Here is a 17317-nt window from a genome sequence, read left to right as displayed (position 1 = left end):
CGTACACCGGTACCCTTCTACCATGAGCCTGAATATCAAGAGCGAACGCACTGTCGCGCTTGTGCGTCAGCTTGCGGCGCGCACCGGCACCAACCAGACAGCGGCGGTCGAAGACGCCGTCACGCGCCGCCTCGCGGAACTGGACCGCGAAGAGACTGTGCGCGCCGATGCTCGGCACGCAGCGGCCGAGGAGGTCCTGCGCGACCTTGGCAACATTCTCACCGACGAGGACAGGCAGTTGATCCGGCGAAACGAGGTGGAGTTGTACGACGACGATGGTCTGCCGCGGTGATCGTTGATACCTCGGCGATCGTTGCCATCGTGCTCGGCGAACCGGATATCGAAGGGCTCAAAGAGGCGCTGAACCGCTCCAATAACTCGCGGATGTCGGCACCCAATTACGTCGAACTGTGCGCCGTCATACAGCGCCGCGATCGACCCGAGATCAGTCGGCTGGTTGATCGGTTGCTAGAGGCTTATGGAATCCAAATCGCGTCCTTCGACGGCGACCAGGCCCGCGTTGCGGCCCAGGCATATCGCGACTACGGACGCGGCAGCGGGCATCCGGCCCGTTTCAACCTCGGCGATACCTACAGCTACGCCCTGGCCCATGTCTCCGGCGAGCCGCTGCTTTTCCGGGGTGATGATTTCGCGCACACCGATATCCGGTCTGCCTGTGCCTGAGCCCGGGGCCGAAGCGCAGGCAGTGCGTCAGTCAACGGCCATGATCCGAAGTAATTGCAGTCCAGAAGTTTTCGATCTTCGTCGCGCTTATCGGAATCGGGCCAGTGCGCTCCCGCCGCTCGGCATCGTGGGCCCGATGGGCGATTAAAAGTTAAGCCGCGGCCCCAGCCGGCGGATTGTCGGGTGAGTCGGCTTCGGCTTCGGCCAGCGCCGCCAGCGCCTCAGACAGCAATCGCTGGATGCCGGAATTGATTCCAGTGCAGGAGCTTTCGATCTTCGTTGCCTGCTTTTGAATGGAACCCGCCGCCTTTTTCACTTCGTCGATCTTTCAAGCTGGGCCATCGCCTCGGTGATCTTCTCCTCTGCTGTGGCGATTTGGTGTGCACCCTTGCGCGCGGTAGCTGCTGTGGTTGGTGTCGAAATGCTCGGCCAACTTGCGCTGCTGCGCCTGGAGTTCCGCGGTGTGCTTCGCCATCGGCGACGTGGGATCACTGGGATCGAACTGCTGAGCGGCCCGTGCGATCAGGTCCGTGGTACCCGCCTTCACCTTGGCGTCGAGAGCGGTTCCGAATTTATCGAGTACGGGCTGCAGCCGATCCAACAACTCAGGGTTCTCACCGCTGAAAATCCGGCGCAACTCCGCGTTGAGGCCCTTCGTCGCCACCGAGACCGATTCGCTGAATTCCTTACGACTGGCCTCGTCAGCCTCGACGATGGCCCTTTTGGCGTCGTAGGCCGCCTTCGCTACCACCTCTGACGCCGCCTTTGCGGCTCGTTCGGTGTTTGCTACGGCCTTATTGGTCGATTCAGCGGCCCGCTGCCCGACTTCCTTCAGCATTTGCTTGAGGGCTCGAGATTCCTGCGCCTGGCCGGCCGCGGATAGCGCGTGGGCGCCAATCTTGACGGCCTCGGTCACAAATTGCGAAAGGTCGGCGCCGGCGAGAATGGCGGGATCATCGACGATCGGTCCGCGTTCGCCGCTAGTCCAACGTTGCGCTTCACGCGAAACGTCCTTGTCGCGCACCGTAAGTCGGTCGATGACCACGGCGGAGAGGCTGTCATCGAAATATGCGTGTCGGTTGTGGTCGGGCATGGGCGTCCCTCCTCGGGTCGGAAGCTGCCGCAGGTGTGGCAGCGCGATGAAGGGCAGAATCAGTCGCAGCTACGAAAACGTCAATATTATCTCTGATAAGCCCGCTTATCAGATACTTGCCTTGCTATAGCTACAAACGGGGCTTCATTATGTGAGCTGACCGGAGGGAGCCCCGTGAACACGCTGACGTTGCAGGACGTCGCTGACCTTGCAAAGTTACGCCGGCCTGTGGTCAGCATGTGGCGAAAGCGCCCAATTGTTCGCGGCGTGTCGATTCCATTCCCGGAACCGGTGGAGGTCGTCGACGGCGTCGCGCGTTTCGCCCGCGATGAGGTCGTCGATTGGCTGACGCGCACCGGCCGTGGCAAGAACTCTGAACACGCCTATGACGCACCTGCGGTTGCCGTGCCCGACGGCGCGGAGCTGGAGGAGTGGTGACGTTGTTGTGCTGGCACGTCCTGACTGGAGAGGAGCTCGGGGGCACGTCGCTTGGCCAACGCGTTCGACGGGCAGAACAGTTCGACCCGGATGATGTTTCGCTGCTGCGTGAGATCCGCCGCTTGCAGGCATCGAATGCGGTGCTCACTTACGTCGACGATCTGGTGGAGGCCTCGTTCGGCCCGCCCGATGCATTGGCGCGGCTTGAGCGAGGGCGCCTGAAGCGGGTGCAGGGGGTGCGGGAGCTGACACCGGCTGCGGTGGAGTTGCTCGGCTGGATTGTTGGGGCGGCGGCCACACACCTCGGGCAAGAGCCCGTCGTGATGCGCGCCGACGATTCGCTCGTCGCCCTCGATATAGCCGCGGCATGCGAACTCGACATCGTTTCGGACAACCGAGCACTTCGGCGCAGAGCGGTGATCCGCGGTATCCCCGTCAGGGAACCGACCGTTCGGTCTGGCATTTCCGTGTCATCGTTTGTCGGACTGGGCATCTCGGAAACGCTCGACGGCGCCGACGACGTCGTCATCGCGCTGGACGATGGCGACATAGCGCTGGTAGTCGGTCCCGTCGCCGCGCTGTCCGATGAGCTGGCCGGAACCCTGCAACAACGTCGCGCGAAGACATTGCGGGTTGGCAATTTGGTTGCAGCGATCCAACTTCCGCGGGGACTGTGGCGCGAGGCACACCGGCAGAGTCTTGCCGTATGGATATGCCTGGGAGGTGCCAATGCTCAGCGGCCCTGGGTTGCCGATCTGGGCGCCGTCGCGGACCTTGAGCGCAGCGATATTGCCGCTGATGTCGCGGGGGCATTGGCGCAGACTGAGGATCGCGCCTTTCGGTATGCGCGCCGCGTTGATCTGGCCAGCGTACGGGCCGCGGGCTCGGTAGTACCCCGCGGGGTACGGGCGCCGACACTGCGAGAACCGGATCCCTCCGCACACCTCGATCGCGTACATGCCGCGACGTTGACCACGACCTCGCCGTTGAAGCCGTTGGATGTCTTGGTAGCGCCCTCGCCATGACGCTTCCGATTGGTACACCGATCACTTGGCGAGCTCCATGAACGCAAGCATTTAATTGTCAAGCGCGGCAACAGAATCGATTTGGCTGATGCCTCACCCCACGGGACGGTGCCGGGTGCTATCACCCGAGCTTGCCGGAACGATCACACTCGACCCGTTCTACGCCGCCCGCAAGTATCCCCGTGCGGTCCGCACCGAGCCCGACGACGTGATCTTTATAGAGAAGCCGCGCCCGCGCGCATGGGTCGACCCGGTTGGCGGCGCAATGGTCGCCTGCCCCGCGCGGATCATCCGGCTGCGTGACTCGGCCGAGATAGGCCCCACGGTCCTCGCAACGGTAATCAACGAAATGTCCTCTGCGGGAAGCGAATGGAAGACCTGGACAGTACCCGCCATGCGCCACGACGAGGCCGCGCGGCTCGAAGAGGCGCTGACGCGGGCTGATGAGTTCGAACGCGAAGCACGGCGGCGGGCCGATGCAGCGCGGGATCTGAAGACCGCCCTGATCGAGGGGGTCGCGGCAGGCGCCCTCACGCTCGATGCCTACCCCACCATGCCCGGAATCTCCGTGGCCGAGAAATAGGAAGGAAATCCTCCGATGTCTCCGCGAAAGAAGCAGCTGGAGCCGCAGGCGCCGTCGAACATGAAAGAGCTCAAGGACACGCTCTGGAAGGCCGCCGACAAATTGCGTGGGTCGCTCTCGGCCAGCCAGTACAAGGACGTGATTCTGGGTCTGGTGTTCCTCAAATACGTGTCGGACGCGTATGACGAACGGCGAGAGGCGATTCGCGCCGAACTGGCTGCCGACGGGATGGACGAGTCGCAGATCGAAGACCTGATCGACGATCCCGAGGAGTACCAGGGCTACGGCGTGTTTGTGGTGCCGCCGAACGCGCGCTGGAAGTTCTTGGCGGAGAACGCAAAAGGAAAGCCAGCGATTGGCGATGAGATGGCGAAGAATATCGGCCAACTGATCGACGAAGCGATGGATGCGGTGATGAAGGCCAATCCGACGCTGGCCGGGACACTGCCGCGGTTATACAACAAGGACAACATCGACCAGCGCCGGCTGGGAGAACTGATCGACCTGTTCAACAGCGCACGGTTCAGCCGTCAGGGGGAGCACCGCGCGCGCGACCTCATGGGGGAGGTCTACGAGTACTTTCTCGGCAATTTCGCACGCGCGGAAGGCAAACGGGGTGGGGAGTTCTTCACCCCGCCCAGCGTGGTCCGAGTGATCGTCGAAGTGCTCGAACCATCACGGGGGCGGGTGTATGACCCGTGCTGTGGCTCGGGAGGCATGTTCGTGCAGACCGAGAAGTTCATCTACGAACACGACGGCGACCCGAAGGACATCTCGATCTACGGCCAGGAGAGCATCGAAGAAACGTGGCGGATGGCCAAGATGAACCTCGCGATTCACGGCATCGACAACAAGGGCCTCGGAGCGCGGTGGGGCGACACCTTCGCTCGCGATCAGCATGCCGAGGTGCAGATGGATTACGTGATGGCAAATCCGCCGTTCAACATCAAGCACTGGTCGCGTAACGAAGAAGACCCACGCTGGCGCTTCGGCGTTCCGCCGGCCAACAACGCCAACTACGCCTGGATTCAACACATCCTGTTCAAGCTGGCGCCGGGCGGCAAGGCCGGGGTGGTGATGGCAAACGGCTCGATGTCGTCGAACACCAACGGTGAGGGTGACATTCGTGCGCAGATCGTCGAAGCCGATCTGGTGTCATGCATGGTTGCGTTGCCGACGCAGCTGTTTCGTAGCACGGGAATACCGGTGTGCCTATGGTTCTTCGCCAAGGACAAGAAAGCTGGCAAGCAGAGTTCTGTTGACCGGTCTGGGCAGGTGCTCTTCATCGATGCCCGTGAGTTGGGCTACATGGTGGACCGGGCCGAACGTGCGCTGACCAACGAGGAGATCGTCCGGATCGGCGACACTTATCACGCGTGGCGTGGGTCTGCATCGGCTGCTGCGAAAGGTCTTACTTATCAGGATATTCCGGGCTTCTGCAAGTCGGCGACGTTGGAGGAGATCAAGGCGGCTGACTATGCATTAACGCCGGGACGGTATGTCGGTGCGCCGGAGGTCGAGGATGACGGTGAGCCAATCGACGAGAAGATCGCGCGGCTGACGAAAGAGCTGCTGGCGGCGTTCGACGAGTCGGCGCAGCTGGAGAAGGTGGTGCGGGATCAGCTGGAGCGGATAGATGGATGAGTTGATACTTGGTGACTCGCTTGAGCTGTTGATCGATAACCGTGGAAAGAACCCGCCATTCAGTCCATTGGTGTGCCGGTCGTTTCCGGCATGTCGGTTCGAGAAGGACGGCTAGATCTCACCGCTGCCAATACTGCGTCGATCGATACGTGGAGGCAGTGGATGCCTACACCGACGAAACCGCACGACGTGGTACTGACTAGCGAGGCGCCGCTGTGGCGCGTAGCGTTGGTTCGGGTCGATGAGCCAATCGTCGTCGGGCAGAGGGTCTTTTGCATGCGTGGTCGCAAAGGAACGCTTGACAGTCGCTTCCTCTACTACGCGCTGCAGCCAGATCAAGTCCAGGCGGACTTGGCATCACGAGCTACGGGGACCACTGTGCTCGGAATTCGTCAGCCGGAGCTGCGCAAGGTTAGGATTCCTGCGCCGCCGTTTCGTGAACAGCAGACAATCGGAGAGTTGTTGGGCGCACTCGATGACGAGATTGTCGCGAACGAGCGCGTTGTCGATACAGCAGAAAGATTGATGTTGGCGGCCGTCGAATCGATTACCATCTTCGCACCGTTGTCGGATTTGGCGCGTCAATCGACAAGATCTTGCAAACCTGAACAGTTTTCGGATTGCGTCACTTTAGTTCTTCCAGCATTCAATGCTGGTGCAGAGCCTGAGTTCGTCAGTGGCCTAACCATCAAGAGCAACAAGTTCGTTCTATCAGAGCCGTGCGTGTTGTTCTCTAAGCTCAATCCGCGGATACCTCGTATTTGGAACGTCGGGACACTGCCTGCGGAAATGCCTTTGGCAAGCACGGAGTTCGTAGTCCTGACGTCGATCGATGTGGGCACCTTACCGCTCTGGGCTGCGGTCTCTCAACCCGAAGTCTCAGAAGAGTTGACGCAGAAGGTCGCTGGTACATCGGGTAGTCACCAACGAATCAGGCCACATGACTTGCTTGCTGCGCGAGTGCGGGACGCACGCGAGCTGGATCGCGGCCTCGCTGGCTTGATCGTCGAACTCGGACGGCTGTCCTATGAGCGGCGGAGAGAGTCTCGCTTACTCGCCCGCACGCGCTGCGAACTCCTATCGCTTCTGATGTCGGGCAAGGTACGCATTGCAGACGCAAAGGCTGCGGTGGGCGAGGTCTCATGAGCGCTGGAGAGAGTGCAAGATGAATTCGCAGGACGAGTGGCCAGCGCCGGCCAACGGCGACGGGCTCGCGGTGGCACCCAAGCGCTCGGCAATACCGAACAGATATCCCGAAGTGCTCGATGCGGTCACGGACTGCGTAAAAGCTGATCGTCAACGTGCGGTGTCGGCGGCCAATCAGGAACTGGTCGGCACTTATTGGGCGGTCGGGGGCGAGATCTCGGCGCATCAGCACGCCGAAGGCTTGGGCGCCCGTGTCAACGATCGGTTGGCTGCTTACCTGCGTGAAAGATTCCCTGATACCTCAGGCTTCTCGCCCGCGCAACCTAACGTACAGGCGAGCCTTCGTCGCGACGTCGTCGGAAATGCGTCGCTCCATTGCGCAATTGCCATGGCGTCACCACATCGCACTGCCAGAGAATGTCGATGGCGCCGACCTGCGACTTTGGTATGCCAAGGCGGCAATTGGTCAGGGATGGAGCCGTAACGTCCTCGTCCACCACATCGGGCGACGGTTTCACCAACGCGCCGGTCGCGTGATCACCAACTTCACCCGCAACATTCCCGACGATCGGACTACTGCTATGCCCCGCTGGGTTACACCACACCGATCGGCGTGGCCGAGAGGAAGACCGCTATCACCGAGAGCGTGCCCGCCGAACTCGAATCCAGTCTTCCCACAGTGGAAGAACTCGAAGCTCAGTTGGCAGACGAGCCGAGCGCCGTCGCGCACGAAGGAGGCGACCAATGACCGGATTCAGTGAAGCCGACTGGGAACATTTCGCGCTGGACACGCTCGGCGAACATGAATGGCAAAAGCTCACCGGAACGCAGATCGCTCCGGGTGTTGAGGGTGGCCGCCAGTCGTGGACCGACATCACCTTGCCCGACCACATGTTGGCCAAGATGCGCGACCTCAATCCGCACATTCCCGCTGAGTACCTCGACCAGGCCCGCGCCGCGATCATCCAGCCACAGTCACAGGACGCGATCGCCGAGAATTGCCGCATACACCAGATGCTGGTACACGGCTACCGCGGCATCACTTACATCGACGCCGACGGTATCGAGCAGAAAACCCCACCATCCGTTTAGTCAGCCACCGACCCGAAGACAACGAATTCCTTGCAGTGCAACAGGTTACGGTCCGCAGCACCGAACATCAACGGCGCTTAGACCTCGTACTGTACCTCAATGGCATGCCGGTCGCGATCTTCGAACTCAAGCAGGCCGGTTCGGCGCGCGCCGACATCGCCGCCGCACACACACAACTGCAGACATATCTGCGAGAGTTTCCAATGGCGTTTCGTTTCACGGTGCTGGTGGTCGCCAGCGACGGCATCACCGCCCGATACGGAACGCCGTTCACGCCGCTGGAGCACTTCGCTCCTTGGAACGTCGATGACGACGGCCGGCCCGCCGTATGGCGAGCACTCCGACGGTGAAAACGTTCCGATCGAACTTGAAACCCTCATCGACCGGCTGTTCAACACCGAGCGGTTCCTGCAGCTACTACGCAACTTCACGGCTTTCGATGTGGACGGCGACGGGCTGGTCAAGCGAATCGCCAAGCCGCACCAGTATTTTGCCGTCACCAAAGCCGTGTGGAAGACGGTGGAAGCCGCCGAAAGCAACAGCAAGGCCGGCGTCGTCTGCACACCCAAGGCTCAGGCAAGTCGATGGAGATGGAGCTCTACGCGCACCTGGTCGCCAACCAGCCCAAGCTGAAAAATACGACCATCGTCGTCGTCACCGACCGCAAGGAGCTCGACACCCAGCTGTTCGAGACCTTCAATCGGTCGCGGCTGCTTGACGAATCGCCGAAGAAGATGACCAAGCGCTCGGAGCTGCGCGACGAGCTGTCCAATCGAACCACTGGGGGCATCTACTTCACCACGTTGCAGAAGTTCGGCCTGACCAAAGAGGAACGCGCATCGGGCACCGATCACCCCTTGCTCACCGACCGCCGCAACATCATCATCATCGTCGTCGTCGACGAGGCCCACCGCAGCCACTACGACGATCTCGACGGCTACGCCCGCCACATCCGCGACGCCCTACCGAACGCCACCTTCATCGCGTTCACCGGCACGCCGATCTCGGAAGTGGCCCGCAACACTCGCGAAGTCTTCGGCCCCGATATCGACGTCTACGACCTCACCCGCGCTGTTGCTGACAATGCCACCGTCCCAGTGTATTTCGAGCATAGACTAGCGAAAGTCGGGTGGTCCAAGGACTTCAGCGAAGACGACCTCGACCACGCCGTCGACGAGGCAACACTTGGACTCGACGACGTGGAGCGCGCTCAAATCGAAAAGTCAGTCGCGGTCATCAACGCCATCTATGGCGCGCCCGAGCGGCTGGCGACGCTCGCCGCGGACATCGTCAACCATTGGGATGCCCGATCTGCCGAGATGCGCAAATTCATCTCCTCACCCGGTAAGGCGTTCATCGTCGGCGCCACCCGCCAGATTTGCGCACAGCTATACGAGGAGATCATCAAATTACGACCGCATTGGCACGACGACTCCATCAACAAGGGCGTGATCAAAGTCGTCTACTCCGGCTCCCCGCAAGACCAGGGGATCATTGCCAAACACGTTCGCCGCGAAAGCCAAAACAAGGCGATTCAAGAGCGGCTGCGTGACGCCGAAGACGAGCTGCAGATCGTAATCGTCAAGGACATGATGCTCACCGGCTTCGACGCGCCGCCGCTACACACGCTCTACCTCGACCGCCCCCTCAAGGGGGCGCTGCTGATGCAGACGCTGGCGCGAGTCAACCGAACATTCCGTGGCAAGCCATCGGGACTCTTGGTCGCCTACGCGCCGCTCGCGGAAAACCTCGCCGCAGCACTCGCCGAATACACGGAGACCGACCGCCACACCAAGCCCGTCGGCAAGGACATCGACACGGCGGTGAAGCTGACCGCCGATCTCGTCGGTCAGCTCGACCAGCTGTGCGCCGGATACGACTGGCGATCGAAAGCCAACGCGCCACAACATGGATGGATGAAGGCCGCGATCGGCCTCACCGCTTACCTGCGCTCACCATCCACTCCGGGAAATCAGGTTCCCGACGAAGAGCCGAACCTTGGGGACCGGTTCCGCAAGCTCGCCAACCACCTGGCCCGCGCGTGGTCGCTGTGCGCCGGCAACGAAACCCTGGATGCCTTGCGGCCGACAATCAGGTTCTATGAGCAAGTCCGGGTATGGATGGGCAAGTTCGACGCCGAACAGCGGCGGGCCGAAGGCAAGCCAGTCCCAGAAGAGGTCAAACGGTTGCTTTCCAGCCTCGTCGATGAATCGACCGCGTCGGGCGACATTCTTGACATCTACGACGCTGCGGGCCTGCCGAAGCCGGCGCTGTCAGACCTTGGCCCGGACTATGAACTCAAGGCTAAAGCCGCAGCGCATCCGCACCTGGCGATCGAGGCGCTGCGCGCGGTGCTGACTCAGGAGCTTGCTACGGCCACGAAGAACAACGTGGTGCGGCAGCGCGCGTTCTCCGATGGAATCGCTAAACTAATGCGCCAATACACCAACCAGCAACTCACCTCTGCCGAGGTGATCGCAGAGCTAATCGCGATGGCGAAAGAGGTTGCGGCCGAAGGTAACCGAGGCAAGCGCTTTACCCCGCCGCTATCCCACGATGAGTTGGCCTTCTACGACGCGGTAGCCCAGAACGAGTCCGCGGTCGAGCTTCAGGGTGAGGAAGTGCTGGCCCAGATCTCGCGCGGGCTGGTTGGTGTGATGCAGCGTGATACCAAGACCGACTGGACCGTGCGTGACGACGTACGCGCGAAGCTGCGCTCCTCGATCAAGCGCCTGCTGGTGAAGTACCGGTACCCGCCGGACAAGCAGCCGGAAGCAATCAAGTTGGTCATCGAACAAATGGAGGCACTCGCGCCGCACTACGCGGAGCGGGCACGCTATGCCGGTTAACGTCGAGAAGCCGCGAACGAGCACCAAGCAGCCTGTGCGCCACCCGAAGCGCTATTTAGCGCTAAGATAGCGCTAAATAGCGCTATGGCCACAATACAGATCCGCGAGATACCCGACGAAGCCTACGAGGTCATCCGCAAGCGCGCCCGTGCTGCGGGGCGCTCCATCCAGTCCTACATGCGAGATTGGGTGATCCAGTTCGCGAGCCGTCCGACCACCGACGAAGCGCTGGCAGCCATGGAAGCCGCGCGAGAAGCCAGCGAGACACCGGGGGCGACCAGGGAGTCCATCCTCACCGACTTGGCTGCGGACCGGCGGTGAACGACTACGTCATTGATGCGTCGGCGCTAGTGCTGGCCTTGGCCGGCAAGACGAAAGCCGCCGACAGACTTCGGGCCCGCCTGCCGGGCATGCGGCGACACGCGCCACAGCTGATCGACGCCGAAGTGGGCAACGTGCTGCGTCGCCATGAGCTTGCGGGTCTCATCAGCACTAGGGAGGCTGAGACTGCGGCGCGTGTCGCCAGCTTGCTCATTGACGACCGATATCCGCACGTCGGCGTACTTGCTCGACGCGCATGGACCCTGCGTCACACCATGACTTTCTACGACGCGCTCTACGTGGCACTCGCCAGCTACCTCGACATCCCACTACTCACCGGCGATGCGCGTCTTAGCCGCGCGCCGGGACTGATCTGCCAGACCGAACTGGTTTGAACAATAGGCCCTGGTTGGACCGAGGGTTGTGTGCGACAGCCTCAGAGCCCACCGGGTCGCCCGGCTAGGGTGAGCGCCGTGGCCCAAACCGCCCCGCTACGCGTGCACCTGATCGCCAAGACTGACTTCTTGGCCCCGCCCGACGTGCCGTGGACCACCGACGCCGACGGCGGCTCGGCGTTGGTGGAGTTTGCCGGTCGGGCGTGCTACCAGAGCTGGTCCAAGCCCAACCCCAGGACCGCGACCAACGCCGGCTACCTCAAGCACATCATCGACGTCGGCCATTTCTCGGTGCTCGAGCACGCGAGCGTGTCCTTCTACATCACCGGGATTTCGCGGTCGTGCACCCATGAGCTGATCCGGCACCGCCACTTCTCCTATTCGCAGCTGTCGCAGCGTTACGTGCCCGAAGGCGACTCGCAGGTCGTCGTGCCTCCGGGCATGGAGGACGACCCGGAACTGCAGCAGATCCTGACCGCCGCCGCCGACGCCAGCCGCGCCACCTACACCGAGTTGCTGACCAAGCTGGAGGCCAAGTTCGCCGACCAGCCCAACGCTGTGCTGCGGCGCAAACAGGCACGCCAGGCCGCCCGTGCCGTGCTGTCCAACGCCACCGAGACCCGCATCGTGGTGACCGGCAACTACCGGGCGTGGCGACACTTCATCGCCATGCGGGCCAGCGAGCACGCTGATGTGGAGATCCGGCGGCTGGCCATCGAGTGCTTGCGTCAGCTCGCCGACGTCGCACCCGCGGTGTTCGCCGACTTCGAGGTCACCACCCTGGCCGACGGCAGCGAAGTGGCGACGAGTCCGTTGGCCACCGAAGCCTGAGCCTCGGCCCGCCACCCGCCGGCGCTGCTGCCAAAAAGCTTGGCAGCGCCAGGTAACCTTGGACAACGTGAGCACCGTCGGATTCGACGTCCCCGCGCGCTTGGGGACACTGCTGACCGCGATGGTGACACCATTCGGCGCCGATGGCTCCCTGGACACCGCCGCCGCGGCGCGTCTGGCCAATCGCCTGGTGGACCAGGGATGCGACGGCCTGGTGGTTTCGGGTACCACCGGTGAGTCGCCGACGACCACCGACGACGAGAAGCTCGAGTTGCTGCGTGTCGTGCTGGAGGCGGTGGGTGACCGGGCCCGGGTGATCGCCGGCGCCGGCACCTACGACACCGCGCACAGCATCCGGCTGGCCCGGGCCTGCGCTGCCGAAGGTGCGCACGGGCTGCTGGTGGTCACCCCGTACTACTCGAAGCCGCCGCAGAGCGGGCTGCTGGCACACTTCACCGCCGTTGCCGACGCGACCGATCTGCCGGTGCTGCTCTACGACATTCCGGGCAGGTCCGGCGTGCCGATCGAGCCCGAGACCATCCGCGCGCTGGCGTCGCACCCCAACATCGTCGGGGTCAAAGACGCCAAAGCCGACCTGCCCAGCGGCGCCCAGATCATCGCCGAGACCGGGCTGGCCTATTACTCCGGCGACGACGCACTCAACCTGCCGTGGCTGGCAATGGGCGCCATCGGGTTCATCAGCGTGATCGGTCATCTGGCGGCAGGTCAGCTTCGCGAGTTGCTGTCGGCCTTCCAGTCGGGCGACATCGCCACCGCACGCAAGATCAACGTTGCGGTAAGCCCGTTGTGCAAGTCCATGAGCCGTCTGGGCGGCGTGACCATGGCCAAGGCGGGCCTGCGGCTGCAGGGCATCGACGTCGGAGATCCCCGGCTGCCGCAGATGCCCGCAACACCGGAGCAGATCGACGCATTGGCCGCCGATATGCGTGCAGTTTCGGTGCTTCGGTGAGTGATAGGGCGAGTCACCCGTGAACGAAGACCTCCCGCCGCCAGCTCCGTTGGCCGCGGGCGGACTACGGGTCACCGCGCTCGGCGGCATCAACGAAATCGGTCGCAACATGACGGTTTTCGAGCATCTGGGCCGGCTGCTGATCATCGACTGCGGGGTGCTGTTCCCCACCCACGACGAGCCGGGCGTCGACTTGATCCTGCCCGATCTGCGTCATATCGAAGACCGCCTCGACGACATCGAAGCACTCGTGCTGACGCACGCGCACGAGGACCACATCGGGGCCATTCCCTTCCTGCTCAAGCTGCGTTCCGATGTTCCCGTCGTCGGCTCCCGTTTCACCTTGGCGCTAGTCGCCGCCAAGTGCCGTGAGCATCGGATCAAACCGGTGTTCGTCGAGGTGGCCGAGGGGCAAAGCACCAGACACGGGGTGTTCGAGTGCGAATACTTCGCGGTCAACCACTCCGTCCCGGATGCGTTGGCCATCGCTGTGTACACCGGCGCGGGCACGATCTTGTTCACCGGCGACATCAAGCTCGACCAACTACCACTGGACGGCCGTCCTACCGACCTGCCTGGCATGTCGCGACTGGGTGACGCCGGCGTGGATCTGTTCTTGTGCGACTCGACCAACGCCGAGATTCCCGGTGTCGGGCCATCGGAAAGCGAGGTGGGCCCGACGCTGCACCGGTTGATCCGGGGCGCCGAGGGCCGGGTCATCGTGGCATGCTTTGCCTCCAATGTGGACCGGGTACAGCAAATCGTCGATGCCGCAGTAGCTTTGGGCCGACGAGTGTCATTCGTGGGCCGGTCGATGGTGCGCAACATGGGCATCGCAAGGGAATTGGGTTTTTTGCGGGTGGCCAATTCCGACCTGATCGACATCGCCGCCGCGGAGATGATGCCGGCCGAACAGGTGGTGCTGATCACCACCGGCACGCAGGGCGAACCGATGTCGGCGTTGTCTCGGATGTCGCGCGGCGAACATCGCAGTATCACTCTGACTTCGGGTGATCTCATCGTGTTGTCGTCGTCGCTGATTCCCGGAAACGAGGAGGCGGTCTACGGCGTCATCGACGAGCTCTCCAAGATCGGAGCTCGCGTTGTCACCAATGCCCAAGCGCGGGTGCATGTTTCCGGACACGCATACAGCGGCGAGCTGCTGTTCCTGTATAACGGAGTACGGCCGCGCCATGTGATGCCGGTACACGGGACCTGGCGAATGCTGCGCGCCAACGCCAAGCTCGCGGCCGGCACTGGAGTTCCGGAAGAGTCGATCCTGTTGGCCGAGAACGGGGTCAGCGTCGATCTGGTCGGCGGCAGAGCATCGATCGCCGGTGCCGTGCCGGTCGGCAAGATGTTCGTCGACGGGCTGATCACCGGCGACGTCGGCGAAATCACCCTGGGTGAACGGCTGATCCTGTCGTCGGGCTTTGTCGCGGTGACCGTGGTGGTCAAACGTGGCACCGGGCGGCCGGTGGCAGCGCCGCACCTGTATTCGCGCGGCTTTTCCGAAGATCCCAAGGCGCTGGAACCCGCCGTGCGCAAGGTCGAGGCGGAGCTGGAATCGCTGGTCGCCGCCAACGTCACCGATCCAACCCGGATCGCGCAGGGCGTGCGTCGCACGGTCGGCAAGTGGGTGGGCGAAACCTACCGCCGCCAGCCGATGATCGTGCCCACGGTGATCGAGGTCTGACACTCGAACCTCGTCGTAGCAGGTGGCCACTCGAGCGCCCAACCGTCCGGGCTTATCCGCGCACCGTCGATCGAGGAGCAGGCAAACGCACCCGCCATCCCCGACATTGATTGGCGTTTCCCGCTCGCCTGCCCTAACTATGCTGCAGAAGGAAACCTACAATGACTACTGTTGCTAACGGTAACAGTTTGGCTCTCGGCTTGATGACATTGTGCCGGAAGGCTTTTCCCATTTCAGGTCCTATTCCACGCCGAGGAGAGATATGTCCCGCAACACGGTCTGCTGCCACGAGTCCCCTCTTCCAACAAGTGGAACCTGCATACTCGAGCCCCGTCTTCGTGGTTGACGCCATCGGTTAGCAAGAACGCCGTCGGTCAGCGGGTCGGCGCCCCGGGCACCTGCACGGGCAGCCACGCGTGACATCAGATGAATGCCTATGCCGCTAGCTTCGCTAGATCCGGCACAGCCGGAATTTTGAGTCAAGTTTGACGTACTTGGGCTCGATTTGGCGTCTAGGCGGCCAATAGTGTTGTGCGACTGAGGTTTTCCAGGGCTAGGGGAAGTAGGAGCAGAACTTGAGGAAGAACGGGCCGAACTCGTCGTCGACACAGTAGAAGTAGAAGTGGTTGACCAGCCCGGTCGCCGGCACGATCCACGGGTAGGCATCGCCGTTGGCGTCGCGGCGTTTCTCGGTGCGAAACAGCTTGGTCTTCTCTTGGGCGCGGCCCACGAACAGAACTCCTTCGGTGCCGGTGAACCGGGCCAGGTGCTCGTGGGCGATGTCGTCTTTGCGTTGCCCCTTGGCGAAGTCGACCCACGCGATGGCGTTGTCACGGGCAAACCGGTGTACCGCGGCGCAGAACGCGTCGGTGATCTTGGCCAGCGGCGCGGTTGAGGCAATCGGCAATCCCAGCTGCCGATGCACATAGGCCACCAGACCCGCCGCGTACTGCAACCCCGGCACATAGACGTTGCAGAACATCCGATCAACGCACTCGACCTCAAAGACCACATGTTCGGACAAGACACCATCAACCGACCGCGCTACGGTCATCACAAGGCTCCGATCGGACGGGCGGCCAGTCCAGGCCAACCAACCGCGCTATGCGGTTTCATACACCGGACCGGTCCGCCGGTCACGGTCTCAACCCCATCCGACCGGAGCCCCAAGACCAAAGCTGACCACGACATGCCTCGTCGGGCTGGGGTGAAACCCCGTTAGACAATCGACTCGCGTTCAGTGATCAAGCGAGGGTTCTCGCGCTGCGCGTGACCGGTCTGGCACCGGTGGCTCAGTTGGGTGTGGGTTTACCAGCGCCCGGTCGACCTGGATGGGCTGAGGTGTTTTCACCGCAATCTTAGTCGCGGGTTGTTGGGACGGCGGATCGAGCGTTCTCCGCTGCCATTCGCCCGGCATCGGTGGGTCTCACCTGGGCTCTCGTCGGACCTCGATATTGACGGGCACTCCCGTCCGCGTGCGGAGTTGATCGACTGAGCCGACGGGCGAGCACAACTGCCGGTGGATCCGGAATGGGGCCCTGGCTGGCATCTCGGCGTGCAACCGTTTTCCGACAGCTCCGCGGGTGTCAGCTTGGTGGCTTCGCACTGCTTGGTCGACGGGGTCGGTGGCGGCCTCGCGATTGCCGACGCGATCAAAGGCAACGCGGGCGATCTCGGCTACCCGCCGCCGCGTTCAGGTACTCGACTGGTCGCAGCGCTGTCCGATGCCCGCCACACCGTGCAGGGCTTGCTCGAGGGCACTGGTGGCGGCGACCAAGCATGCCCGGCGACGCAACCGAAATATTGCCCCGCCCGTGTTATCGCGGCCGCTCGTCATCGGTGCCGGCAAGGGTGACGCTGTTGCGATACCGGCTATCGTCATCTTTGTCGATCGTGAAGATTGGGATCCGTGCGCGAAAGCTCTTGGCGGCACCAGTAATTCGCTGTTCACAGCGTTCGCCGCGAAACTTGCCGAGCGAGTGGGATGTCGACGTGGCGACGACGGCCGGATCCGGGTGGGCATCACCGTCAACGACCGCTGCGAAGGCGACATGCGTGCGAACGCATTCTCGCCGGGGATCATCGATGTCGACCCGACCGGCCTCACAACGGATGTGTCCGGTGTACGGACGAGCATCAAAAACGCTCTCGCCGCTTTGCCGGATCACGTTGCTGAGGCGGCGCAGCTGCAGCCGTTGATCCCGTTGACGCCCGAGTGGCTGGCAAGACGAATGACCGGCACATTGTTGGCGACTCCGGCGGTGGGCTGCTCCTACCTTGGCGACATCGACCCGATGATTGGCCGGCCCGACGGCAGCGATGCGGACTCATTCTTCGCGCGAGGGGTCGCGCAGCGCGTAACGCGACAGATCGTCGAGCAGATGCGAGGCATGACTGCCGTGTCGGGCGGGCGCGTCGGGGACAAGGTCTTTTATCGCCGTCGTCGCATACGAACTCGACCCAAATTTCCCGTCTGACCTGCGGGACCTGGCCGCGGAAACGCTGACGGAGTTCGGCCTGAGCGGCGCGCTCTACTGCTGACAAGGCAGA

18 protein-coding genes and 1 pseudogene are annotated in these 17317 nt (G+C 62.7%); 16 read left to right on the top strand and 3 right to left on the bottom strand.

Annotated features, from left to right (window positions below; genetic code table 11):
• Positions 1 to 22 precede the first annotated feature (22 nt).
• Positions 23 to 292, top strand: coding sequence for a type II toxin-antitoxin system VapB family antitoxin (locus tag CDN38_RS03875; RefSeq protein ID WP_075510859.1), 270 nt, complete (start codon positions 23 to 25; stop codon positions 290 to 292).
• Positions 289 to 684, top strand: coding sequence for a type II toxin-antitoxin system VapC family toxin (locus tag CDN38_RS03870; RefSeq protein WP_075510858.1), 396 nt, complete (start codon positions 289 to 291; stop codon positions 682 to 684). The genes CDN38_RS03875 and CDN38_RS03870 overlap by 4 nt, the downstream gene beginning before the upstream one ends.
• A 151-nt stretch (positions 685 to 835) precedes the next feature.
• Here the strand turns inward: CDN38_RS03870 and CDN38_RS30365 are convergent, their stop codons facing one another.
• Both CDN38_RS30365 and CDN38_RS03865 read right to left on the bottom strand, forming a co-directional pair.
• Positions 836 to 1000, bottom strand: a complete 165-nt coding sequence (locus CDN38_RS30365) for a hypothetical protein (protein WP_233026750.1) — start codon at positions 998 to 1000, stop codon at positions 836 to 838.
• Between the two features lie 12 nt (positions 1001 to 1012).
• Positions 1013 to 1777: a hypothetical protein gene (locus CDN38_RS03865; protein ID WP_075510857.1), complete on the bottom strand. Its 765-nt coding sequence runs from the start codon at positions 1775 to 1777 to the stop codon at positions 1013 to 1015.
• A 174-nt stretch (positions 1778 to 1951) separates the two neighbouring features.
• Here CDN38_RS03865 and CDN38_RS30360 point away from each other — a divergent pair, with 174 nt between their 5' ends.
• The 13 genes and pseudogenes from CDN38_RS30360 to CDN38_RS03815 all read left to right on the top strand — a co-directional run bounded on the left by CDN38_RS30360 (position 1952) and on the right by CDN38_RS03815 (position 14767).
• Complete coding sequence (locus CDN38_RS30360) at positions 1952 to 2215, top strand: hypothetical protein (protein ID WP_233026749.1); 264 nt, start codon at positions 1952 to 1954, stop codon at positions 2213 to 2215.
• Positions 2212 to 3240 carry a hypothetical protein gene (locus CDN38_RS30355; protein WP_233026748.1) on the top strand — a complete coding sequence of 343 codons (1029 nt, stop codon included), beginning with the start codon at positions 2212 to 2214 and terminating at the stop codon, positions 3238 to 3240. The genes CDN38_RS30360 and CDN38_RS30355 overlap by 4 nt, the downstream gene beginning before the upstream one ends.
• A 115-nt stretch (positions 3241 to 3355) precedes the next feature.
• Positions 3356 to 3823: a hypothetical protein gene (locus CDN38_RS30350; RefSeq protein WP_233026747.1), complete on the top strand. Its 468-nt coding sequence runs from the start codon at positions 3356 to 3358 to the stop codon at positions 3821 to 3823.
• Between the two features lie 15 nt (positions 3824 to 3838).
• Positions 3839 to 5467, top strand: a complete 1629-nt coding sequence (locus CDN38_RS03855) for a class I SAM-dependent DNA methyltransferase (RefSeq protein WP_075510856.1) — start codon at positions 3839 to 3841, stop codon at positions 5465 to 5467.
• A gap of 162 nt (positions 5468 to 5629) precedes the next feature.
• Positions 5630 to 6613 carry a restriction endonuclease subunit S gene (locus CDN38_RS03850; RefSeq protein WP_161951634.1) on the top strand — a complete coding sequence of 328 codons (984 nt, stop codon included), beginning with the start codon at positions 5630 to 5632 and terminating at the stop codon, positions 6611 to 6613.
• Positions 6614 to 6632: 19 nt separating this feature from the next.
• Complete coding sequence (locus CDN38_RS30345; RefSeq protein ID WP_233026746.1) at positions 6633 to 7097, top strand: DUF1016 N-terminal domain-containing protein; 465 nt, start codon at positions 6633 to 6635, stop codon at positions 7095 to 7097.
• Positions 6988 to 7374: a DUF1016 N-terminal domain-containing protein gene (locus CDN38_RS30340; protein ID WP_233027156.1), complete on the top strand. Its 387-nt coding sequence runs from the start codon at positions 6988 to 6990 to the stop codon at positions 7372 to 7374. Before CDN38_RS30345 ends, CDN38_RS30340 begins: the two co-directional genes overlap by 110 nt.
• Positions 7358 to 10554: pseudogene (locus tag CDN38_RS03840) on the top strand (type I restriction endonuclease subunit R). Before CDN38_RS30340 ends, CDN38_RS03840 begins: the two are co-directional and overlap by 17 nt.
• A gap of 84 nt (positions 10555 to 10638) precedes the next feature.
• Positions 10639 to 10875 (top strand): FitA-like ribbon-helix-helix domain-containing protein, encoded by a 237-nt coding sequence (locus CDN38_RS03835; protein ID WP_036417665.1) that lies wholly within the window; start codon positions 10639 to 10641, stop codon positions 10873 to 10875.
• Positions 10872 to 11270 (top strand): type II toxin-antitoxin system VapC family toxin, encoded by a 399-nt coding sequence (locus tag CDN38_RS03830; protein WP_075510855.1) that lies wholly within the window; start codon positions 10872 to 10874, stop codon positions 11268 to 11270. Before CDN38_RS03835 ends, CDN38_RS03830 begins: the two co-directional genes overlap by 4 nt.
• A gap of 78 nt (positions 11271 to 11348) precedes the next feature.
• Positions 11349 to 12101 (top strand): FAD-dependent thymidylate synthase, encoded by a 753-nt coding sequence (gene thyX / locus CDN38_RS03825; protein ID WP_075510874.1) that lies wholly within the window; start codon positions 11349 to 11351, stop codon positions 12099 to 12101.
• A 67-nt stretch (positions 12102 to 12168) separates the two neighbouring features.
• Positions 12169 to 13071 carry a 4-hydroxy-tetrahydrodipicolinate synthase gene (dapA, locus tag CDN38_RS03820; protein ID WP_075510873.1) on the top strand — a complete coding sequence of 301 codons (903 nt, stop codon included), beginning with the start codon at positions 12169 to 12171 and terminating at the stop codon, positions 13069 to 13071.
• Between the two features lie 19 nt (positions 13072 to 13090).
• Positions 13091 to 14767: a ribonuclease J gene (locus CDN38_RS03815; RefSeq protein WP_075510854.1), complete on the top strand. Its 1677-nt coding sequence runs from the start codon at positions 13091 to 13093 to the stop codon at positions 14765 to 14767.
• 553 nt (positions 14768 to 15320) lie between these two features.
• On the opposite strand, the gene CDN38_RS03810 is transcribed toward CDN38_RS03815, so the two are convergent.
• Entirely contained in the window at positions 15321 to 15821 is a 501-nt protein-coding gene (locus tag CDN38_RS03810) for a hypothetical protein (RefSeq protein ID WP_244307462.1), read from the bottom strand.
• A gap of 709 nt (positions 15822 to 16530) precedes the next feature.
• Here CDN38_RS03810 and CDN38_RS29230 point away from each other — a divergent pair.
• Positions 16531 to 17244 (top strand): hypothetical protein, encoded by a 714-nt coding sequence (locus tag CDN38_RS29230; RefSeq protein WP_180276283.1) that lies wholly within the window; start codon positions 16531 to 16533, stop codon positions 17242 to 17244.
• Positions 17245 to 17317: the final 73 nt, after the last annotated feature.

The organism is Mycobacterium ostraviense (genome assembly GCF_002705925.1).
In the GTDB taxonomy this organism is placed as follows: domain Bacteria; phylum Actinomycetota; class Actinomycetes; order Mycobacteriales; family Mycobacteriaceae; genus Mycobacterium; species Mycobacterium ostraviense.
This window is presented reverse-complemented; position numbering and strand designations above follow the sequence as displayed.